The following is a 21,675-nucleotide window of genomic DNA, read 5'->3' on the forward strand; positions in this document are numbered from 1 at the left end:
ATTATTTATCTTCTGGTTTCCAATAAATTTTTGTTTCTTCTAATTTTTGATATTCCTGATATTCTTTTATTGATAATCTATTGGCGTTTTTTATGATTTTTGGAATTGCTAAAAACAAATCTAACTGCGCCAATAATAGTGCTTTTAAGGCTTTAAAATCTCCTTTGAAAACTTTTAGTTTCAATTGCATCCAAATTGAATAGGCTATTTTTTTTGGAATTAATTTTAAAGGATAAAATAAAAAATACAAATACCAGCCGGAACGTAATGAGCGTTGCAAACGAACGGCGTAATCTGCATTTTTTTTACGGGATTTTATATCAACTCTGTGGTTTACCAAAACTTCTGGCAAATACTGTATTTCCCAGTTTTTTTTGAATAACTGAAAGGATGCGAAATCTTCTTCTCCATAAAAAATAAACCATGCCGGATAATACGGAATATCACGCCACGCGCTCATACGCCAAACGTGTCCGCAGCCAACAAAGCTTTTCATTCGATGTGAAACTTCATTAGAGTATGTGGTTTCAGGTTCCTGAAGGTTCCAGAAAATTCTAAATCCGATTAAGCCTGTTTTAGGGTTTTCATGAAATGCTTTTTCAATAATCTCTAACGGATTTTGTGTAATAAAATGCAAATCATCATCGATAGAAATGGCGAATTCAGTCGTAACCAAATCCATTAATTTGTTTCGGCTGTAAATTAATCCCTTGCTTTTTTCATTTCTGATAAACCGAATCTTTGGATAATTTTCCTGAATAAATAAATTAGTTCCGTCTGTCGATCCGTCATCGCAAATTATAAAAACGACATCTTCTCGATCTAAAAGAGATTGACATTTTTGCAACGTAAAAGCCAAATCGTCTTTCCGATTTTTGGTTGTAATTAATATGGAGAATCCTTTAGAAATTAATGTCATTGCTTAATATTTTGAGATCATTTCTTTTGGTAATTTTTTCCATTTCAAAAACAACTTTACTAGTATTTTTATCGAAATAAACTTTACAAAAAGTCTGTTTTTTAGCCAATATATAAAACTATTGGCTTTTTTATTTTTACTAAAACCGTAAGCCGGTTCTGTATTTATTTCTGCAACCTGAGGAATTGTCATCCATTCTTCCAGCGTATTCCCCATGTGAAAAGCGTAATTATCTAATGTTGTTACGCGCCAATAATCTTTTCTAAGCGGGGCTTTGTCCAAATATTCTTCACTCGATCCGCCCATTTTAAACTCGATATAACTTGTTATTTCTTCAAAAATATCTTTTTTATAAGTGGCTACAAAATGACCTGAACCTACAAGAATACTTTGGTTTTCGTTTAATTTTAATCCTAAATTATATTTTAAATAATCCTGATTATAATCTCTCGCCCAACCTAAACTATCGTAAAACCTGACTAAGCCCTCTTGGTTTTTTACGGGAATAAATTGAAGTTTTGAACTTAATAATGTGTCAAATAATAGATTGCCACAATTGCTTTCATACATTTTAAACTGCGGCACAATGCCCACAACTCCGGCTTTTGGGACGGCTTGAAAAACATTTACCGTTTCCTTTTGCCAATCGGTTAAAAACAACACATCTGAATCTGAAATGGTTACTAATTCTATATTGTTTCCGGCCAAACCTTTAAGAATCGCATTTAGTTTTCCTATGTTTTGGGTATGAATAAGTTCCTGAATTTTATTTTCTTTTAAGAGCGAATCAAGATAATTTACAATAATGCTATCGCTTCCGTTATTAACAATTGTTATAAACGTTTTATCGTGAATGGTTGCAAATAAAGATTCGAGGCATAATTTTAAAATCGCAAAACTATCTTTAAAATATTCTTCCTGATGTGGTATAAAAACAGGAATAATAATTTGATGCAGATATTCTGATTTCGATAATACTTCGTCTTTATGTGGATTATATCCTACTCTCATTTTTTTTAATAATTATTAATTGTAGCTCGTTGCATTAGTTAATTTTAACACATAGTAACATAGATTCTTTACGCATAAAAAGACGTTTCACTTGCATTAATTCACATAGCTATGTTTAGAAACTAGTTTCTTTTTTGCTCTTTTTTCAAACAACAAAAAAACTATGTTTCTATGTGTTAAATATTTTTTTTACGAGTTTTAAAGGCCTTAATTACTGATTTTATAAATTCGAAATAATCGCTAATTAAAAAATCAGACCAATATATTTTTGAGATTTTAAAAAAGTAACCTACATTTTTTTTATCGTTAATATAGCTTTTACCCAATTTAAGCAAAAGAATTTTCCTTTGTTCGTTATTGAAATATCTGCTTTTATTGACTATTAAATAATGGTAATATTCGAATGTTGCTTTCGATTTTAGTTTTACATTATCCTGATTTCCTGATATACTTATATTTGAAATTCTAATTTTTAGAATGGCTGTATTAATGGTAAAAATTCTTTTGAAATCTGAAAATTCGACTATCGCCAAAACATCTGAAAACCAAGCTAACGGAAAGTTTTTGAATCCGATTTCTACAACTTTTGCTTTTAAAAAAATATATTCGCTTAATGATGTTCTTGTTTTTCGGAACAAAAAATCGATTGTTTCTTCCACTTTTGGATGCTGATAAACGTCTGTCGTTATTTGACTGTTTTCATCCATTTTTACGGTTGAAAATCGAATTACGGAGATATTTCCGCTTTCGACTTCATTCAGGTTATTATAAAATTCTTCTACGACATTCGTGTCTAAAACGTCGTCATCTCCTAATATCATTAACCATTTTTCGTCTTTGGTTAATTTTATGCAGCGTTCCCATTGTTTGGTTAAACTTGTTCCGCCTAAATTCTCCTCAAAACGATGGTATAGAAAATCAAAGCTTTCGTGGTATTTTTCTAATAACTGATTTGGATTTTCAGGACTTGCATCATCGCCAATATAAACTTTAAACCTTTGATTGGTTTGCGCTTTTAAAGACTTTAGAGTTTCCTCAAAGAATGTTAATTTATAATACGGAATAACTATTGCAAGCATCTAAAAACGGTATGTTCTAATTAATTATTTCTAACTTATTTTTGAATTGTTCTAATGAAAAATAATCCTGAAAAGGATTCTCTGACGATGCATTCGAAAAGTTCGTAATAAGATTGTGCAGCTTTTCTTTTATCTCTTTTGAGTTATTAGAGGTTGCAATATAATTTTCGTTTTTAATTATTTTTCTCAACTCACATTCCTGAGGCAATAATGCAAAAACCGGTTTGTTTAATGACGCTACAAAAGGTGCTTTTCCTAACAAAATATTGCTGTATTCTAAATAGCTTTCGAGTATTAGCGTTATATCTGATTCTTCTATTTGTTCGTTTGCCGAGTTAGAAAAATTCAATCCGTCGAGAATATGAATGTTTTTGTACTTACTGTATTTTTCTGTCAGGCGTTTATTTTCAGAGCTTTTCAACCTAAAAACCATTTCTGTGTTTTCATAAACATTTTGATTTTCATCGCACAATTCAGCAAAAGCATCTAATAAAATATCAAGATTTCTCCCAAACTGCAATCCGCCGTGGTAAGAAAATGAAATAGTTTTTTCTTTTTTTCGAACTAAAGCATTATCAGATAAATCAAAAGAGTTTGCATCATATTGATGTGGCAAAGTGTAAAACTTTTTGCGATTGCCATAAATCACCTGCAAATCTTTAGAAAGCAACGATGATGGCGTTGTGCAGGCTTTAGCCAATTGCACGACTTCATACATTTCCTGAAAATCAAGGAGTTCGCGTTTTGTCAAATCTTTGCTTGAACTTGTATCAAAGAAAAACGGATACGGATCATGAAAATTAATAATGGCATTTCTAAGAATTGGCAAATCTTTACAAGCCAAAATAGTTTCATATTCTAAGCCTGAACTTCTTATAAAAACCTGATCGTAATCCTGATATGGAATTTGGGCAATAACTTTTTTAAATTGCCCGAAATAATACGTTTTATAAATCGATTTGGTAAACAAACGTCTGTAAATAGCGTTTGACCATTTAATATGAAATGGCGGTTTTCTGTTTATTGTATGTTCTGAAATCGAATTTACGTTCAATAATTCTTTATCATATTCATGTTTGTATCCCATAAAATAGCAAACATCAATGGTTGCTTCCGGATACAATTTTCTTAATCTTACAATAAAAGATCTTGATACAACACCTTCGCTCGTACCGGAAACTCTTAAATCTTGTGCAATGACTAAAATCTTCATTTTATGCTTTTTTTTATTTTTGAACCTAAACTTAAAAATCGATTTATCTTTAAAAATTTCAGGTACAGATAAAATAATTTTATCCAGTAAATACTATTTTTCTTGTTGTCTAAGATGGTTTTTTCAAGCTTTTCGAAAAGAATATTGATAAATTCTTTCTGAAATCTATTTGATTGTTTGGCAAGCAAATAATAGTAAAACTGAAAAGTGGCGTTATTTTTAGTGATAAAATCATCTTTTTTGCCGGTGATATTCAGTTCGCTCCATCTAAAAAAAACTTCGGCTTCATTAATCGTAAAAATGTTTTTCCATTCGGAAAATTCCAAAACCGCTAATAAATCGGTATTCCAGGCCAATGGAAAATCTTTAAACTTTATGGTTTCTATATTTTTACTTTTAAAAATATATTCGCTTAAAGAACTTCTTGTTCCGCCTTTCAATTTTCGGCTTAAAAATTCTGTTGCTTTTTCTGTTTTCGGATGAGAAAATTTTTCTGAGAGAAATTCTCCTTTGCCGTTGATTACTTTTGATGCAAATCTTACGGTTTTAATTTCACCCTTTTCGATTTCTTCTAAATTTTCATAGAAAGCGGCAATACAATTATTTTCGAGAACATCGTCATCTCCTAAAATCATCATCCATTCTTCGTCAGAAGCTAATTTCATACAGCGTTCCCATTGTTTCACTAACGATATTCCGCCTAAATTTGTTTCGAATTTATGGTATTTAAAATTAATTTTTGAAGCGTATTTTTCGAGTAAATCTTGCGGATCTTGCGGGCTTGCGTCGTCTCCAATATAGACTTTAAAAGCTTGATTGGTTTGAAGTGCTAAAGATTCAAGTGTTTCTTCGAAAAAAGTAAGTTTATAATACGGAATTACGATTGCAAGCATGTAACTAGAATTTTAATTTTCTTAATATTGATTTTGACAAGTTTAAAACATGTAGTTTTCGCAAGCTTTTTTTAATCAAATTCCCAATTTTATACGTGTTTGAATTTTTTGTGTCGTTATATTTTGTGATGAAATAAGAACTTTTTTTATAATATCTGGAAATCAAAACCACTGACATTTTATGAAAGTCTTCTTCATTAAGAAAATTTCTAAAATACTCGTACGCTTTTAATTGATCTTCAAGCATATCCCGACTCATTGTTCTGCTGGCCATATTCACGCGATATAAGGCAAGAGTTTGGTCTATAAATAGCACTTTTGGATTGCTTTTAAATAAATTAACCCAAAAAATCCAGTCTTCCTGCGCTGTCATGTGCTCCGGAAAACGAATATTTTGCAATAATGATGATTTTATAAATGCGGTTTGTATTGGAATTGAAAATCCATCATTCCATTTGTATAATAGGTTTTCGTATGTAAACAGTTCTTGTTGAAAAGCGCAATAAGGTTCGGTTGTTATTTTCGCATTATTGGTAAACATTTTAAAATTCGTAAATACAATTTGAATATCTTCATTTACAGCATTTTGAATCGCTTGTAATGATAATTCCAGTTTTGTATCAAAAAGTACATCATCTGCATCTAGAAACTGTATATATTCACCGGTTGCTTTTTCTAATCCAAAATTTCTGGTGCTGCTAACGCCGCTATTTTGTTTGAAAAAATACTTAAACCTGCTGTCTTTTTCGACCCATTTTTGGGCAATTTCTTCTGTATTATCCGGACTTCCGTCATTAAGAATAAGACATTCCCAATTTTGATAAGTCTGCGCAAGCACTGAAGACAATGTTTCATCGAGAAACGCTGCCTGACTATAACATGGGATTATAATAGAAATCAACTGGCTTTTTTGCATTACAATTATCCTAGTTTTTGTTTTACATTTTTTACGGCCTGAAGCCATTGATGTCCAAATTTAGCATCGGGTTCTAAATGGTTTCCTTCTGCCCATTCGTTCCATGATTTTATGATTACAAATTGAGGATTCTCTTTGCTTTCCGTTAAACTATCAACTGCTTTTTGTAAATGTTCCTGCCAGATTTGTGGCGTTGAATTTTTAAAAATCATGGCTTTTTTGCCACTTCGCGCAGCATTATCCCAATTTGGAAACACGCAGGGTATTGACTTTTTATTGTGCAGTTTGCTGTTTAATCTTTCTACTCCTTTTTTATAATCAAATATTAAAGGCTTTACTCTTTTATCGATTTGATAATTAATCTTCAGTTTTTTGCTGATGATCTTTTTTATTTTTCGATTGACTTTTGCCGAGAAATTCTCGTTTTGCGATCCGTAACGCATTTGCATAAAAACGTCAACGCCCACTTTTCCATATATTTCATCTTTGCTCAGAACAAATTCTTCTGAACATATTGTGGCAATAAAATGAATTCCGCTAAAACCATTTGCTACGGCCAAATCGTTAAACAATTTCAGGAAAAGATCTACATCCGGAATTTCATCCGGTTTATAGATATGAAACATTGGTTTGTTATCTATTTTGATGTAACGCTCATCTTTAAAAAACGGCAATAAATAATCAAAATAAGATTTATATGCTTCTTCTCCTTCGTAGGTTTGTTCTATTAAAACTTCTGCATTTTCAAGTCCGTGCCAGATTCCTTTCCAGGTTTCATTTGCCCAGCAAAAGCAAAACGGTAAATTAATATTTTTATTCTGCAGCATTGTTTCTGCCGGTTTTTCGAGCAGCATTTTATCTTTTCCAAACCAATATTGATAATATACAAAACCGTCAATACCATATTCTTTGGCCAATTGTGCTTGCTGTTCCTGAACTTGTGGAACTCTTAAATCATAAAAACCCAGTTCTCCGGGCAAAACCGGCTGGTGATGTCCTTTAAATAAAGGTTTTGATTTTGCAACATTTGTCCATTCTGTAAAACCTTTTCCCCACCAAAGATCATTTTCCGGTATCGGATGATATTGGGGCAAATAATAGGCTAAAAACTGAATTGGATTATTTTTATGTAGACTCATTTTGCAATTTCTAAATAGTATTTGATAAGATTTGGGATCTATTTTTTAAATATTTTAAAACCGAAAAAAGTTTTACAAAACAGGTTTATAACAAATTTTTCGCTTTTTAGTTTGGCTTCATATTCCTTTTTAAGATCATCGCGTTGGGTGTTCAGGAATGCAAAAGAACCAAAAGTCTTCACAAAAAAATCGGCATGTTTAATACTTACATATTCTTGTAAATAAGCTGAATGATCTTGATTTACCTGATTTAGCATTGATTTTGATTTTATTCTATAATAAAAACCAACCTGATCTAAGCATTTTACATTGCCTCCATTTTTTAAAATAGCGATCCAGAATTCCCAGTCTTCCCAACCGTAAATCATTCCGGGATCGTATCCTCCAACAAGTTCCCAATCTTTTTTTCTAAAGAAAGCAGAACAGAAAATCATGTTTTTTTGCGCCAGATTATAAAGAGAAAAAGAAGGCAGATTCCAAATTCCTGTTTCTTCGCCAAATCTTTCGGCTTTGCAATAAACGACTTTCAATGTATTGTCTTTTTCAAAAGCGTCAAGCGCTGATGCTACATAATCTGATGCTATTTTATCATCTGCATCAAGTGGCAATATAAATTCTCCAATTGCTTTAGAAATTCCTGAATTACGGGCATTGCTTAATCCGCCGTTTTCAAGAAGCAAATAACTAAATCGCTTGTCTTTTTCAATCCATCCTTTTGCCGTTTCACCGGTATTATCTGTGCTGCCATCGTTTACGATTATGCATTCCCAGTTTTCATAGGTTTGATTCGCTACAGATTGCAAAGCTTCGTCTAAATACTGAGCTTGATTATAACAAGGAACTATTATAGAAATCTTAGGCATTTAATATATAGATTAAGGATCTTTTTGTGACTTTTGTTGGTAACAGAAAATTCAAAAATAAATAGAAATAACGCATTTGCGATTTTGATAAGTATTTTGTGTTCTTGTTTATCCAAACCGATAATTCGGGTTTTGTAAAAAGATTATTTTTATAAATAAAATTGAATCTTAATTTCAACTCCTGTTGGATTTGCTTTTTGCATTCCGGATAAAGTTGTGACAAACTAAAAAAGATGTTTGGAATTTTATCTAATACTAATTTATCGCTTGATGTTGCCGAATTGCCATGAACTCTGTATTTGGCTAATGTATAATCTAAGGCATAAAATATATTGCCCGCCATGAGCAGTTTTAGCCAAAGATGATAATCTTCGACGTTTTGAATTTCTAATTCTTCTGAAAAAGCGCCAACATTTATTACTTTATCTTTTTTTACCAAAACGGTCAAAATTGGAATTCTGTTCCAATCTAAAAACAAGTTTAAAGCATTTTTATCATAAAAAACTGAAGTTGAAATATTCATTTTTTTAGAAATATCTTCTGTTTCATTATCATTAAAAATATAAGAATCAGCAAAAACTAAATCTACATTTTTTTCCTGAATGGCTTTTATTTGAATATCGAGCTTTTCCGGCAGCCATAAATCGTCTGCATCAAGAAATGCAAGGTAAATTCCTTTTGATTTTGAAATTCCCAGATTTCTTGCTTTTCCTTGTTTGCCGTTTTGTTGGTAATAATATTGAATTCGATTGTCTTTTAGCTCCCACTCTTTTACGATTTGAGAAGTATTATCAACAGAACCATCATCTACAATAATTAATTCCCAGTTATGATACGTTTGTGCAATAACCGAATTGATCGAATCACTGATATAATTTTCAGCATTATACGCCGGCATTATTATACTTATTAAAATATCCTGATCTGACATTTTTATTTTATTTGGGATATTTTTACGTATAATTCTTCTACTTCGGGAATCAATTTATCCATATCACGATTTTGCAATACATCCTGAAATTGTGCATTCGATAATTCTTCAGCATCATTTTTATTGTTTAAAATGGCTGAACTAAAATTTACAAATTGATTTAAATTTTTAAAGTGTGGATAAACGCCATTAAAAAAATCTAATGGTTTTGAGTAAAAATCCCAACAAACTAAAGGTGTTCCGGTTAAACAAATATCGAGACCTGCAAAACCTGCCGGTGTACGATTATTATAGCCTTGAAACCATGATAAATCGAGATGTTCAGTCGTTGCTGTTACTACAATATCTTCCTGATGTCCTCTAAAAATCACTTTATCTACAATGCCAAGTCTGTCCAGGTAAGCAATCATTCCTTCTGCTTTAGGATCGCCGTTTCCAAAAACATGCAATTCGCAGTTTGGAATTGTATCTAAAAGCAAATGAAAGGCGTAGAAAAAAGGATCGAGCGGTTTGTTTTTATCTAATCTTGTAAATATTCCTATTTTTTTAGTTTCGCTTGAAACGTATTTCCATTTGTTTTCATTTTGATGCATTTTAAGCGCCAAAGGAAAATAAGTATGTGAAATATTTTTAAACTGACTGTATTCAAATTTTATTTCTTCGTTATGAAATCCGGAAATAAACTGGTAAGGATATTCAAAATCATATTCATCATATAATGCCGGCACCTGAAATTTAGCGCACATAGAATGAATTAAACTTTTCTTTTTAATTGCTGTTGGAACCTGATGAATGAAGGTATATTCTCCCATCCAATGAATTACGTCAAATTCATTTAAATAAGAAATCAGGTTGCTTTTGTATTTTTCTTTTGCTTTCTTAAATTTCCTTTTTGTCAATTTATGAAAGATGCGTTCTAATCTGGTCGTTTTATGACTTTCTAAAAACGCATCGATATAAAGAATATTTGTACCGATAGCTTTATGTTTATCTTCATAATATCTGCTGCTCCATGTGGCAGATGTATGCTGTTCTTGCTGTAAACACAAGATTGATGTTTTAAATTTTTCTTTATTTAAAGCTAAATCTATTTCATAAGCAAAGCGTTCTGCACCTGCTTTATGCAATGCACCAACAACAAATAATACGTTGAGCTTATTCATTTTTTAAAACTTTTAAAATAAGTTCAACATCACCATTCGACAATTCATAATAAAACGGAAGTCGCAATAATGTATCTGAATAATGATCTGTTAAAGGCAAATCTCCGCCTGAATGTTTATCGGTATAAAATGGACTTTTATGCAAACTTAAATAATGAAATACGGCATGAATTCCATTATTTTTTAAGCGGGCAATACATTCGTTTCTTTTTTCTAAGGTTTCAAAAACCAAATAAAACATGTGTGCATTATTTGTAGCATATTCCGGTATTTGCGGTAATCTAAAGTTTTGCTGTGCTGCAGTTTCTTTTAATCCGTTATAATATTGATTCCAGATATGTTTTCTTTTATCCTGAATCTCATCTAAATGCTCGATTTGAGCCCAAAGAAAAGCAGCAATAACTTCAGAAGGTAAAAATGATGAACCTATATCAACCCAACCGTATTTATCTATTTCTCCTCTAAAAAAGGCAGAACGATTTGTTCCTTTTTCCCAGATAATTTCGGCACGATTGGCAAATTGCATGTCATTAATGGCTAACATTCCGCCTTCTCCGGAAATAATATTTTTGGTTTCATGAAACGAAAAAGCCGCTAAATGACCAATAGATCCCAAAGCTTTTTTAACTCCGTCTTTTCCGGTATAAAAACTGTCTACGGCCTGGGCAGCATCTTCTACAACAAATAAATTATATCGATTGGCCAATTCCATTATAGTATCCATATCACAAGCTGTACCTGCGTAATGTACGGGAACTATGGCTTTTGTTTTAGGCGTAATTAAAGCTTCTAGTTTACTGGCGTCTATATTTGGATTTTCTTGATTAGAATCTGCAAAAATGATTTTTGCGCCTCTTAACACAAAAGCGTTTGAAGTTGAAACAAAAGTGTATGACGGCATTATAACTTCGTCTCCAGGCTCGATATTTATTAAAATAGCGGCCATTTCTAATGCATCAGTACAAGATGTTGTCAATAAACATTTTCCGAAACCATACTTTTGTTCAAAAAACTGCTGGCACAATTGCGTGTACTTTCCATTTCCTGATATTTTTCCGGAAGCTACTGCATCCTCAATATATTGGGTTTCTTTACCTGTTAAATATGGTTTATTAAAATTTATCATTATCGTATAAATCGTACCGGACTGCCTGCATATAAACCTTTTTTATCTATTGATTTTATGACTAGCGATCCAGCTCCTATTTGGGTTTTAGCTGTAATATTTATATTATCTATTATTGTCGAATTTATTCCTAAAAAACATTGTTCTTCGATTGTTGTAAATCCTGCAACGGCAACTCTTGGCGATAAAAAAGAATGGCTTCCGATAATGGTATCGTGCGCGATTGTGCAGCCGATATTCAAAACTGCATTTTCTTTAATGACTGCCTGAGCATCAATGATGCAACCGGGATAAATTACTGCGCCTCTTTCTATTATTGCGGTTGAATCTACTAAAGCGGTTGAATGTATAATTCTGCCAAAAGGAATTTTTGTTTGAAATTTTTCGAATATTTTTTTCTTTTCTTCCAGATGTTTGTATCCAATTCCAATTAACAATTCATCAAATTGTTTCAATTCAAAAGCTTTTTCAACATCTGTTGTTTTGCCTATTACGGGAATATCGTTTACTGTTTTTTCTGTAGAAAAATCATCAAAAAACACCACATTACTATAATGAATATCAGACAAGGCATAATGCGCCAATTGCTGTCCTAAATCTCCTGAACCAATGATAGCTAATGTTTTCATATTAGTTAATCAGTTTTTTTAATTCTGAAAGCGATCTTATTATATTGGCATTGTCAGGATAAATGTTATCTCTGTCAATTACATAAGAAGTAATTCCCAATTCACGCGCGGGTTTTAAATCTAACTTAAAAGAATCTCCGATGTATAAAATGTCTTTTGGATTTATATTTATTTTATCGAGTGCTTTTTTGTAGAATTCTGTTGATGGTTTTGAAATTCCAATTTCTTCAGAAACAAAAATATCTGAAAAAATGGGTCCAAAATATTCGTTCAATTTATCTTTTAGTGAAGAATTAAAATTAGAAATGATTCCAATTGGGATTTCAATTTCATTCAGCACTTTTGTGTCTTCAAATTTTTCCCATGGTAAATATGAACACGATTTAAAAATGGCGTTTAGTAATTCTTCATTCGGAACAATTCCTAAGGAATAAAGCAATTCTGCATTAAAACTAGTGTAAAAATCAGCATTTGTTCTATCCGGAAATTTAATTACTTCTGATAATACTTTATGATTGTATTTAAGTTTATCCACAGCAATAACATGCCCGAAACTGTTTAGGGTTTCGTTTATTTTTGTAACTAATTCGGGTTTGTACAAAATAGTTCCTGCAACGTCTAATAATAAATACTTCATTTAATAAATTATATGTTGAGATTTATTATTATTTAAATCTGCTTCATTTTCTGCATTAGGATATATAACGTCGTACAACAATCTTACAGCAATTCCGTCAATCGTTTTTACTTCGTCCGGCTCTTGATTTAGTAAATATTCCTGAATGGTATATTTTACATCCTGAAATCCTAAATTGTGTCTTATCGAATTTGTTCCTGAAATTCTGCAGTTTACTTCAAAGGGAATAATTTCTCCTTTAGAAGTTACTATCGATTGTAAATTTATGCTTCCGACTAATCCTTTTACCTGAATCATTTTTTCGATGATATTTCTTAATTGATCGTCGTATAATCTTGTGGTTTGCGATTTTGAAGTTGCTCCATTGCTTAATTCTCTTTGCATTGTAAACAAGCCGTGCAGACTGCCGTCTTTTTTAACGTAGAAAGCGGTTGTAATTTCAATGCCTTTATGCAATGGCTGAATCATAAAATCATCTGAAAAGCTTTTTGGGTTTTCGGGATTTAGGTGAATTCCTCTTGATCCTCTTCCTTCACGTGGTTTTACGATTATATCATTTATTTCATTTTTAAACTCGCTTGGCAACCATGATTGTGAAAACGGAATATTTAATGATTTATGATGCTGAAAGGTTAAATATTTATCGAGATATATTTTTGCCGTTTCGTGGTTGCTTGCCACAACTTTTGCTTTTAGATCAGCCTGATGTAGTGCGAGATAATAAATTTCGTAATCTGTTGTGGGAATAATTAAATCGACTTTCTCTTTTTCGACAATGTTTTGAATTGTAGCAATGTAATTTTCAGCATAAGAATAAGGAACCTGATAGGTAAAATCGCAAAGATGATTTCCTGCTGTAAAAGAAGCAATGTCTGTTCCTATTACAACAATATTAAGATCGAGTGATTTTATATTTCGTAAAACGCCTTGTCCGACATTTCCGCCGGTTCCGGTAACTAAAATTACTTTTTTTTCCATTCTAAATATTGTTTCAAACCTTTTTCGAGTTCGATTTCAGGTTGCCAATCTAACGTTTTTTGAGTCATTTTATTATTGTAATGAAATGACGGCGAATTATCCTGATTGATATAATCTATTGCTGAATTAGTTTGTTTTGAAATTATTTTTGCTACTTCATCATTAGAATATTCTTTTGATGAAACTCCCAAAACAGGAAAACTAATCTTCGATTTATAATCTATTGTTTTTTCAATTAAACGTACTGCATCGCTGATATGAATGTAATTCTGAAATCTGCTTCCATTTCCCCAAACCTGAATCGTTTTATGCTCTAATGCCTGATTGCAATAGTTGGGTATTAAGGTATTCTCTTTCATTCCGTTTCCGTATAATGACGAAAAACGTATAATAACTGAATCCGGATTTTGACTTACTTCGTTCTCTCCAAACAGTTTTGACAACGCATAATCTGTTTCCGGATTATGAATTGACTGTTCGTTTACAACCTCTTTTTGGTTGCCAAAAATCGAGACCGAAGAAACATAAATACTTTTAATTGTCGCGAATTTTTTAACAATTTTTTTTGTAAAATTCACATTTGTTTCAATTAATGCAGATTTGTTAATATTTGTTGTTCCTGAAGATACTGCTGCGTGGCACATAATTATGACATCCGGCACAATATCGACCAAATCTAATTGATTAAAACAGGTTATATTTTTCTTAAACACAACGTCTTTTTCAGTATTATATAATCCGAAAACGGTATGGTTTTCAGCTAACTTATTAGCTAAATGAGTTCCCAAAAATCCGTATATTCCTGTAATTAGTATTTTCATAAATTCCCACTAACGATTGGTGAAACTTTGTGTTTTAATTTTAGAAAATACAATTCTATATATTTATATGAGAAGTAACTCAGTAAAACTGTCATACCGATAATTAGAATATAGTAAGCCAAATTTGCTCCTATAAAAGATGTAATATGCATTTGATCTACCAGAGAAAAAGAAAAATACATTACTAATGGATGGTACATGTAAATGCCGTATGACCATTTTCCCAGAACTGAAAACAATTTTATTTCTACCTTATTTTCGATAAACAATAAAATCAATAATCCGAAACTTAATCCTAAAGTTATGTGTGAGATTTCAAAAAACAAATGAATCAATATTGAAAATAGGATTAATGCAATTAGAAATTTATTGGTTATTAATTTTTGAACAACGTCTTTATAATTTCTGTAAATTATTGCTATAACTCCTCCAATTGCCATAAAATCAATATTGAATGAAGATAGAAATGCCTGAAGATAAGGGAATGAGGCAAAAGAATTAATTTTATAATTAATTGCAGTCATTACAATGATTATCAGCAACAAAACAATCCATAAAATATTTGAAAAAAACTTCACTATCCACGGCCATATAAAATAAAATTGTTCTTCGACACTTACGCTCCAGGATTGAGATGCACCAGCAACCGGGCCAAAAATTTGTAAAGCTACATTTGAGAAAAAGAAAACAAACAATAACAAATTTTTGCCATATATTAAGTTTTCAATCTTTTCATTATAAAATGTTTGAGCTTCAAAAAAATGTGGAAACAATTTATAGATGAAGGGTAATAGAAAGAAACCAACTCCTAAAATAATAAAATACAAAGGCCATATTCTTAAAATCCTACGACCATAAAACTTAGAAACTGAAATTTTTCCTGTAACTATTTTTTCTTCTAATAATAGATAAGTAATTAAAAATCCGGATAATACAAAAAACAGATAAACTCCATTTTTACCTAAATTTTCTATAAAACTTTTTATTACACTAACATCGAGTAACGAACTTATTCCTAAACGGTGTTTGTATAATTCAATATGATGAAAAACAACAGCCAGGGCTGCAAAGGCTCTTAGCTCATTTAAACCACTAAAAAATAGTTTATTTTGCATTAGCTTCACTCTTCAAAATCGCTTGCATTTTATCATTCCAATAAAAAGCAGCCGAGTCTTTTACTATTTTACAAGTACCTACTTTTACCCAAGGTTTAGCGATTTGTTTTTTAAGAAAATCTTTTTCCCAATTTTCCTGAGTAACTATTTCCTTTACATAAAAAGTGTACTCAACAATAGGTTTATTATTCGTTTTTTGATAATATTTTAAATAGGGAACTATTCCGGTTTTAAAATTTTCTAAATCAAATTGAGGTTGATTTACTCTAAATGTATAATTTACCCATAAAGCTCCGTTAGCGTAACTATTCTTTACAAGGCCATCATTATCTAATAAAGGAACTAATGTTTTCTCATTCTTATCTGTTATGCCTTCAATTTTAAAAATATGATTGTATTTATTAAAATGAATGTTATACATAAACACAGGATGATGTGTTAATCCCAGAAAACTTTTATAACTGCCTTGCATTGGCTCATAAAAAACTTTGGCTATTTTATTTATGTAATTTACTTTTGGAAAATGATCTTGAATAGTTGGCGTAAACCAAATCATAAGTAGTTGTCCAAATACAACAATAATAATTATTGCTTTCCAAAAAAATTGAGTTATACTTAACCTGTTCAAACCTTTTATCAAAAAATCCTGATCTTCAGTAATCGGTTTGCTGTAAACCGGAATCGAACAATTATCAACCGTACATCTTTCAGTAAGACGATTCCCTGCAATATACGTATACAATTTTTTACCTAGAAACGAAATACCCGGCAAACTTCCTATTAACCCTAAAGGATAGGTGTATAATAATGATTTAAATAATTCGATATATGCCCAATATCCAACTGATATTTTTCCATTTGTGCTTAAACCATGAATGTTTAATAATAAAACTTCCTGATCAAATTTTTTAAGTACCTCATTAGTTAGATAATTATCCTGAACAGTTTGACAACTAATTGCATTAAAAATATCAAAATGATTTATAATTATTACAACTTTATGACATAAAGGACATTCTGAATCGTAATAAAAATTATAAATTGGTTTCTTGAATTTTAATTTTTGAGCTATTTTCCCCCAAAAAGAAACTGGAACTAAAAGCAAATATATTGAAATATAAGTAAGGGCAAATAATGGTATTGGATAAGCTATTAAAATACCAAAGTGAAAAAAGGCGCCTAAAATAAATAATGGAAATCTCCATTTTTTTAGCCAAAATATAAATATAAAACTTGCTTCAAAAACCAGTACTAAATAACCTAAAAATTTAACGAGCCATTCTTGATTTAGTAAAAAAGAAGTATCATTCCAAGTCACCATTGGTAAACTTGATGGTAACCAAACGCCTAGACCGTCCATCCACATTTTACTGGAAACCTTATAAAAAATAGAATCAATATAAACCAAGCCAATTGCAATAAAGACAACAATTAAATAATTAATTTGCAAAACTTTATTATCGACCTCATATTTTTTATAAATGGTAGAGAATTTAAGTTTTTGCAGCAAGTTATCTAATGACAAAACTCTCGAAATTGGCATAAACATCAGCAAAAAGTTTATGCCCACGTAAACATAAAAAACATGGTATTCAAACTGTGTCGCTGAACTGAATATAATAACTGAAAATATATAGTTAACGATTGTAGCAAAACGAGTGCACAATCCTAAAAGAATCAATAAAACAACCGGAAACCAGAAATAAAAAATAAATGAAACATCTAATTCCCCTGTATTTACAAATGGAACTTTATCATAAATAATATTTCTGAATTTATATAATTGCAAGAGCTCACAGAATAAAACGAAAGAATAAAATATCCTGAATATCGAAAGTCCTGTTGCGTTAACTTTTAAATTAAATATTTTAAACATATTATTTTACAGTCCAGTCTAGTTGTGGTCTAATCATTCCGTTTACTTTTCCTAAATATCCAGATTCGCGCTTTATATCCTTCACCTCAAAAGTTAGTAATTCTTCATCATGAAATAAAGGTCGCATATCTTCTGTAAAGAAATAACAATGTATTTGGTAAACATCGTCGTTAAGGAAATTAGCCGGAATTTGACAGCTTATATCTGTAGTCTCGCCTGTAGGACAATCAAATTTACCACCAGAACCAAAGACAACATCGCCTTTTATCGTTAGTAAATCAAATCCGATTGAAATTCGTTCGTTCTCTGTTTGATTTACAACTTTCATTCTAAAATCAATTAAGGAAGCAACATCTATAATTTCATCTTTATCTGTTGTAGAAGCATTTTCTATAGCTGCATACATGATTTTGATGTCTTTGTTTCCTTTTGCATTTTCTATAGAATCAAAACTAATTTTACGCTCAGAGAAAGAACTGCTTTGCAAATAGTCTGATATTATCTTTGTAGGGCTACCATCTCCAAAAATGCTTCCGTTATGCATACTGATAACTCTTGTACATAATGTTTCGACTGCAGCCATATTGTGGCTCACAAACAAAACGGTACGCCCCTGACCTTTAGAAATATCCTGCATTTTACCAATAGCTTTCTTTTGAAATTCAGCATCACCAACGGCCAAAACCTCATCTATAACCAAAATTTCAGGTTCCAGAAAAGCAGCTACTGCAAATGCCAAACGAACTGTCATACCGCTACTGTATCTTTTTACCGGAGTATCGATGTAGCGCTCACAACCCGAAAATTCTATAATCTCATCGATTTTAGAAGCGATTTCTTTTTTGGTCATTCCGAGAATAGCGCCGTTTAAGAAAATATTTTCACGCCCGGTCATTTCACCGTGAAAACCGGTTCCTACTTCAAGAAGCGAAGCAATACGCCCACGCGATTTTATACTTCCTGTAGTTGGCGCTGTTACTTTTGATAATATTTTTAAAAGAGTTGATTTTCCTGCGCCATTTTTCCCAATGATTCCAAGAACTTCTCCACGTTCTACTTCAAAATTAATATTCTGCAATGCCCAAACGTAATCAGAAGTTCCTTTTGTAGAACGATCATTAACGTCACCTATTTTTAAATACGGATTTTCTTTGCCACGTATCTGATGCCACCATCTGTTTAGATCGTGAGCCAAAGTACCTGTTCCTACTTGTCCTAAACGATATTGTTTAGAAACATTTTCGGCTTTTAATATTATATCTTTTTTCAATTTTCAGTTGTATTTTTTTAGTTATGAATTATTTAAAATCTTTCAGAATTCTAAATTAAACGGTATCAATAAAGCTTTTCTCCGTTTTATTGAAAACCAAAAGTCCTATAAAAAATACTGCAACGGTCAATACAAAAGTATAACATAACCCTAAAACTGATATTCCTCCAACATTAAGAAGCATATAACGAGAAGTTTCGATTGTATAAGCTAATGGATTGTATTCTACTAACCAGCCAAACTTTGGTAATTTCTCTTTTATTAATTCCATTGGATACATTACAGCAGATAAATACATTAATAATTGTATCCCGAAACCTAACAGATTACTAAAATCACGATATTTAGTTACCACCGAAGAAATTAGCATTCCAAGTCCTAAACCAAGAAATCCCATAACAATAATCAACAGAGGAAAAAATACAACCAGACCATTTAAGCTTAAGTCTTTTCCGATTATGTAGTAATAGCAATAGAAAGCAATAAAAATAAAAAATTGTATTCCGAACTTGATTAAATTAGAAATTACTACAGATAGTGGTGTAATAATTCTTGGGAAATATACTTTACCAAATATTGCTGCATTAGACTTAAAAGTATCTGAAGTTCCGTTAAGACATGAAGTAAAATAATTCCAAACTGTAATTCCGGCAAGGTTGAATAAAAATGGAGGAACTGTTCCTGTATTTATTCCTGCAACGTTATTAAAAATTATAGTAAATGTTATCGCAGTAAACAATGGTTGTATTAAATACCAAAGCGGACCTAATACTGTTTGTTTATATACGGTAATAACATCGCGTTTTACAAATAGAAACAGTAAATCACGATATTGCCAAACTTCTTTAAGGTTGAGGGAGAAGAATTTATTTTTGGGTGTTATTTCAAACAACCAATCATTCGAATTATTTGTAGTGTTCATTTTATGTTTTTCATTACAATTTGGGGTGTAATAATTTGTGCCCCAAAATTAGAAATAAAGGTCAATTTTCCTAACTGTTTATACATTATTATTGCAAAATCTTTTATGTGGTAAATTAGTAGGATTTTTACCCGATTGTGAATTGTTTTAAAAAGCAAAAAAGGCGTTTTTATAAAAAAACACCTTTCTAATTATTTGATTGTAAATTTAAATCTATGAATAGCTATTTATCTAAAACTTCAAAAGCCGAGTTCATACTTTTAAATTCAGGGACTATTTTTTTCATTTTGGCAACAATATCATCGTTATCATAGAAATCTGCAATTCCGATAAGTTCGTCGATTTCTGTATGCAAATTCTCGTATTCGTCTTGTATTTCCTGAGCAATCATAATTTTATTATGATAAGTTGGTAATGTTTTAGAAGTATCATTTAATAACTCTTCATACAATTTTTCTCCAGGTCTTAGTCCAACGATTTTTATTTTAATTTCTTTATCAGGAATAAAACCAGCAAGTTTGATCATCTTTTTAGCTAAATCAATTATTTTAACGGGTTTACCCATGTCAAAAATATAAATTTCGCCTCCATTTCCCATTGCACCTGCTTCCAGAACTAATTGACAGGCTTCGGGTATTGTCATAAAATAACGAATAATATCCTGATGCGTTATTGTTACCGGACCGCCTTCTGCAATTTGTTTGGTAAACAAAGGAACAACGGATCCATTTGAACCTAAAACATTTCCAAATCGAGTTGTAATAAATTTTGTAGCATTTTCAACATTCTCTCTTTGGTTTTTCAAGAATAAAGACTGAACATATTTCTCTGCAATTCGTTTACTGGCTCCCATAACATTACTAGGATTAACAGCTTTATCTGTTGAGACCATAACAAATTTCCTGACAAAATATTTACATGATAAATCAGCCAGATTCTTTGTTCCTTTTATATTTGTTAAAATTGCTTGTGATGGATTCTCCTCCATCAACGGAACATGTTTGTATGCCGCAGCATGAAATACTACATGCGGATTATGATTTTTAAAAACTTTATCTAATGCTTTTTTACTCTTTACGTCAGCTATTACAGCTACAATATTTGTTTGAGAATTCATGCTTAATGTTTCTAAGCACAAATTATGTAAAGGAGTTTCTGCATGATCTAAGATAATAACCTTTTTAGGATTAAATCCTAGTACTTGTCTTGCTATCTCACTTCCTATTGATCCTGCAGCTCCAGTTATCAGAATCGTTTTGTCTTTTAATTGTTTTGAGATCGATTTACTATCCAAAACTATCGGTTTTCTTTCCAGTAAATCTTCAATTTGAATGTTCTTTACTTTTTGAGAAATTTCCTTTTGATTTTCCCAATCCGAAATCAATGGAACTGTATAAACTCTATAATTGAATTCTAAACATTGATCAACAATAATTAATTGCTCATCTTTAGATAAACTTTTATCGGCTATAATTATACCTTCTGCAGCAACAGAACGCATTAAGGCAGGTAATTTTTTTCTTAAAATCAAAATCGGCAAATCCAACATTCTTTTGGATGCATTTTGATTATTCTTATCTACAAATCCGACTATTTTAAATCGGGAAGGAGTTTCAAACTTTAATGCATTCGCTACTGATATAGCATTTGCGTCAGTTCCGTAAATTACTGTTCTAATTAGCTTTGTACTTGTTTTCTCAGAGAAATACAGTTCAAAAGTTTGTTTTACGATTACACGATATAAGAACAGTCCACAAAAGGATAAAACTAAATTTATAAATAGTGCTGTATTTAAAAAAGCTTTATGTCCTGCATATAATTCAAATACTAAATTAAAAAACAAGAAAAACACCAAAACTGACATTTGTGAGAATAACAGTTTTATAGCATCTATATAAGAAGAATGTCGAATAATTCCTGAATATGTTCTAAATAGCCAAAAGAAAAATACGTTTACAAAAATTAAAGTACAAACAAAAGAAAAATTATGTGATGTGATAATATATCCTAATGCTGTTCCTTCAAACAACATATAAGTAAATGTGAAAGAAAAAATAAGAACCATTACATCTATGGCAACAATAATCCACCTAGGTAAATAACTAAGGTTGTTTATATTAGCCCTTAAGTTCCTTGGTGAAAAAAAGTTATGAAATAAAGATCTTATTTTATTT

The 21,675-nt window shown here is 31.0% G+C and carries 20 protein-coding genes; all 20 read right to left on the reverse strand.

Annotation, left to right across the window (positions count from 1 at the left end):
• Position 1: 1 nt before the first annotated feature.
• A complete protein-coding gene (locus tag GKZ86_RS13490; protein ID WP_154783634.1) occupies positions 2 to 919 on the reverse strand; it encodes a glycosyltransferase family 2 protein in 918 nt (305 codons plus the stop codon).
• Between the two features lie 3 nt (positions 920 to 922).
• Entirely contained in the window at positions 923 to 1,930 is a 1,008-nt protein-coding gene (locus tag GKZ86_RS13495; protein WP_154783635.1) for a glycosyltransferase family A protein, read from the reverse strand.
• A gap of 176 nt (positions 1,931 to 2,106) precedes the next feature.
• Entirely contained in the window at positions 2,107 to 3,009 is a 903-nt protein-coding gene (locus GKZ86_RS13500; protein WP_154783636.1) for a glycosyltransferase family 2 protein, read from the reverse strand.
• A gap of 16 nt (positions 3,010 to 3,025) precedes the next feature.
• A complete protein-coding gene (locus tag GKZ86_RS13505; protein WP_154783637.1) occupies positions 3,026 to 4,222 on the reverse strand; it encodes a hypothetical protein in 1,197 nt (398 codons plus the stop codon).
• The gene (locus GKZ86_RS13510; protein ID WP_154783638.1) at positions 4,219 to 5,115 is read right to left on the reverse strand and encodes a glycosyltransferase family 2 protein; all 897 of its coding nucleotides are present in this window, start codon (positions 5,113 to 5,115) and stop codon (positions 4,219 to 4,221) included. The genes GKZ86_RS13505 and GKZ86_RS13510 overlap by 4 nt, the downstream gene beginning before the upstream one ends.
• Before the next feature lie 4 nt (positions 5,116 to 5,119).
• A complete protein-coding gene (locus tag GKZ86_RS13515; protein WP_154783639.1) occupies positions 5,120 to 6,031 on the reverse strand; it encodes a glycosyltransferase family 2 protein in 912 nt (303 codons plus the stop codon).
• 5 nt (positions 6,032 to 6,036) lie between these two features.
• On the reverse strand, positions 6,037 to 7,170 hold the full coding sequence (locus GKZ86_RS13520; RefSeq protein ID WP_154783640.1) for a glycoside hydrolase family 99-like domain-containing protein: 1,134 nt from the start codon (positions 7,168 to 7,170) through the stop codon (positions 6,037 to 6,039).
• 38 nt (positions 7,171 to 7,208) lie between these two features.
• A complete protein-coding gene (locus tag GKZ86_RS13525; protein ID WP_154783641.1) occupies positions 7,209 to 8,033 on the reverse strand; it encodes a glycosyltransferase family A protein in 825 nt (274 codons plus the stop codon).
• Entirely contained in the window at positions 8,026 to 8,964 is a 939-nt protein-coding gene (locus tag GKZ86_RS13530) for a glycosyltransferase (protein WP_154783642.1), read from the reverse strand. Before GKZ86_RS13530 ends, GKZ86_RS13525 begins: the two co-directional genes overlap by 8 nt.
• 2 nt (positions 8,965 to 8,966) lie before the next feature.
• Positions 8,967 to 10,127: a hypothetical protein gene (locus tag GKZ86_RS13535; protein WP_154783643.1), complete on the reverse strand. Its 1,161-nt coding sequence runs from the start codon at positions 10,125 to 10,127 to the stop codon at positions 8,967 to 8,969.
• Positions 10,120 to 11,253 (reverse strand): dTDP-4-amino-4,6-dideoxygalactose transaminase, encoded by a 1,134-nt coding sequence (gene rffA / locus GKZ86_RS13540; RefSeq protein WP_154783644.1) that lies wholly within the window; start codon positions 11,251 to 11,253, stop codon positions 10,120 to 10,122. The genes GKZ86_RS13535 and rffA overlap by 8 nt, the downstream gene beginning before the upstream one ends.
• Complete coding sequence (locus tag GKZ86_RS13545) at positions 11,253 to 11,882, reverse strand: acetyltransferase (RefSeq protein WP_154783645.1); 630 nt, start codon at positions 11,880 to 11,882, stop codon at positions 11,253 to 11,255. The genes rffA and GKZ86_RS13545 overlap by 1 nt, the downstream gene beginning before the upstream one ends.
• Before the next feature lies 1 nt (position 11,883).
• Positions 11,884 to 12,519, reverse strand: coding sequence for an HAD family hydrolase (locus tag GKZ86_RS13550; protein WP_154783646.1), 636 nt, complete (start codon positions 12,517 to 12,519; stop codon positions 11,884 to 11,886).
• The gene (locus GKZ86_RS13555; protein WP_154783647.1) at positions 12,520 to 13,497 is read right to left on the reverse strand and encodes an ATP-grasp domain-containing protein; all 978 of its coding nucleotides are present in this window, start codon (positions 13,495 to 13,497) and stop codon (positions 12,520 to 12,522) included.
• Complete coding sequence (locus GKZ86_RS13560; protein ID WP_154783648.1) at positions 13,482 to 14,318, reverse strand: NAD(P)-dependent oxidoreductase; 837 nt, start codon at positions 14,316 to 14,318, stop codon at positions 13,482 to 13,484. Before GKZ86_RS13560 ends, GKZ86_RS13555 begins: the two co-directional genes overlap by 16 nt.
• Positions 14,315 to 15,433, reverse strand: coding sequence for an acyltransferase (locus tag GKZ86_RS13565; RefSeq protein WP_154783649.1), 1,119 nt, complete (start codon positions 15,431 to 15,433; stop codon positions 14,315 to 14,317). The genes GKZ86_RS13560 and GKZ86_RS13565 overlap by 4 nt, the downstream gene beginning before the upstream one ends.
• The gene (locus tag GKZ86_RS13570) at positions 15,423 to 17,309 is read right to left on the reverse strand and encodes a DCC1-like thiol-disulfide oxidoreductase family protein (protein ID WP_154783650.1); all 1,887 of its coding nucleotides are present in this window, start codon (positions 17,307 to 17,309) and stop codon (positions 15,423 to 15,425) included. Before GKZ86_RS13570 ends, GKZ86_RS13565 begins: the two co-directional genes overlap by 11 nt.
• A 1-nt stretch (position 17,310) precedes the next feature.
• Complete coding sequence (locus tag GKZ86_RS13575) at positions 17,311 to 18,579, reverse strand: ABC transporter ATP-binding protein (RefSeq protein WP_154783651.1); 1,269 nt, start codon at positions 18,577 to 18,579, stop codon at positions 17,311 to 17,313.
• A gap of 55 nt (positions 18,580 to 18,634) precedes the next feature.
• Positions 18,635 to 19,501 carry an ABC transporter permease gene (locus tag GKZ86_RS13580; RefSeq protein WP_154783652.1) on the reverse strand — a complete coding sequence of 289 codons (867 nt, stop codon included), beginning with the start codon at positions 19,499 to 19,501 and terminating at the stop codon, positions 18,635 to 18,637.
• 223 nt (positions 19,502 to 19,724) lie between these two features.
• Positions 19,725 to 21,533, reverse strand: a complete 1,809-nt coding sequence (locus GKZ86_RS13585) for a nucleoside-diphosphate sugar epimerase/dehydratase (RefSeq protein ID WP_228526588.1) — start codon at positions 21,531 to 21,533, stop codon at positions 19,725 to 19,727.
• Positions 21,534 to 21,675 lie beyond the last annotated feature (142 nt).

The sequence above is a fragment of the Flavobacterium sp. LC2016-13 genome (assembly GCF_009707955.1).
In the GTDB taxonomy this organism is placed as follows: domain Bacteria; phylum Bacteroidota; class Bacteroidia; order Flavobacteriales; family Flavobacteriaceae; genus Flavobacterium.

Coding starts and splice junctions, on each gene's coding strand:
- GKZ86_RS13490 (WP_154783634.1), bottom strand. CDS start 919: ATGACATTAATTTCTAAAGGATTCTCCATATTAATTACAACCAAAAAT.
- GKZ86_RS13495 (WP_154783635.1), bottom strand. CDS start 1,930: ATGAGAGTAGGATATAATCCACATAAAGACGAAGTATTATCGAAATCA.
- GKZ86_RS13500 (WP_154783636.1), bottom strand. CDS start 3,009: ATGCTTGCAATAGTTATTCCGTATTATAAATTAACATTCTTTGAGGAA.
- GKZ86_RS13505 (WP_154783637.1), bottom strand. CDS start 4,222: ATGAAGATTTTAGTCATTGCACAAGATTTAAGAGTTTCCGGTACGAGC.
- GKZ86_RS13510 (WP_154783638.1), bottom strand. CDS start 5,115: ATGCTTGCAATCGTAATTCCGTATTATAAACTTACTTTTTTCGAAGAA.
- GKZ86_RS13515 (WP_154783639.1), bottom strand. CDS start 6,031: ATGCAAAAAAGCCAGTTGATTTCTATTATAATCCCATGTTATAGTCAG.
- GKZ86_RS13520 (WP_154783640.1), bottom strand. CDS start 7,170: ATGAGTCTACATAAAAATAATCCAATTCAGTTTTTAGCCTATTATTTG.
- GKZ86_RS13525 (WP_154783641.1), bottom strand. CDS start 8,033: ATGCCTAAGATTTCTATAATAGTTCCTTGTTATAATCAAGCTCAGTAT.
- GKZ86_RS13530 (WP_154783642.1), bottom strand. CDS start 8,964: ATGTCAGATCAGGATATTTTAATAAGTATAATAATGCCGGCGTATAAT.
- GKZ86_RS13535 (WP_154783643.1), bottom strand. CDS start 10,127: ATGAATAAGCTCAACGTATTATTTGTTGTTGGTGCATTGCATAAAGCA.
- rffA (WP_154783644.1), bottom strand. CDS start 11,253: ATGATAAATTTTAATAAACCATATTTAACAGGTAAAGAAACCCAATAT.
- GKZ86_RS13545 (WP_154783645.1), bottom strand. CDS start 11,882: ATGAAAACATTAGCTATCATTGGTTCAGGAGATTTAGGACAGCAATTG.
- GKZ86_RS13550 (WP_154783646.1), bottom strand. CDS start 12,519: ATGAAGTATTTATTATTAGACGTTGCAGGAACTATTTTGTACAAACCC.
- GKZ86_RS13555 (WP_154783647.1), bottom strand. CDS start 13,497: ATGGAAAAAAAAGTAATTTTAGTTACCGGAACCGGCGGAAATGTCGGA.
- GKZ86_RS13560 (WP_154783648.1), bottom strand. CDS start 14,318: ATGAAAATACTAATTACAGGAATATACGGATTTTTGGGAACTCATTTA.
- GKZ86_RS13565 (WP_154783649.1), bottom strand. CDS start 15,433: ATGCAAAATAAACTATTTTTTAGTGGTTTAAATGAGCTAAGAGCCTTT.
- GKZ86_RS13570 (WP_154783650.1), bottom strand. CDS start 17,309: ATGTTTAAAATATTTAATTTAAAAGTTAACGCAACAGGACTTTCGATA.
- GKZ86_RS13580 (WP_154783652.1), bottom strand. CDS start 19,501: ATGAACACTACAAATAATTCGAATGATTGGTTGTTTGAAATAACACCC.
- GKZ86_RS13585 (WP_228526588.1), bottom strand. CDS start 21,533: ATGTTGTTTGAAGGAACAGCATTAGGATATATTATCACATCACATAAT.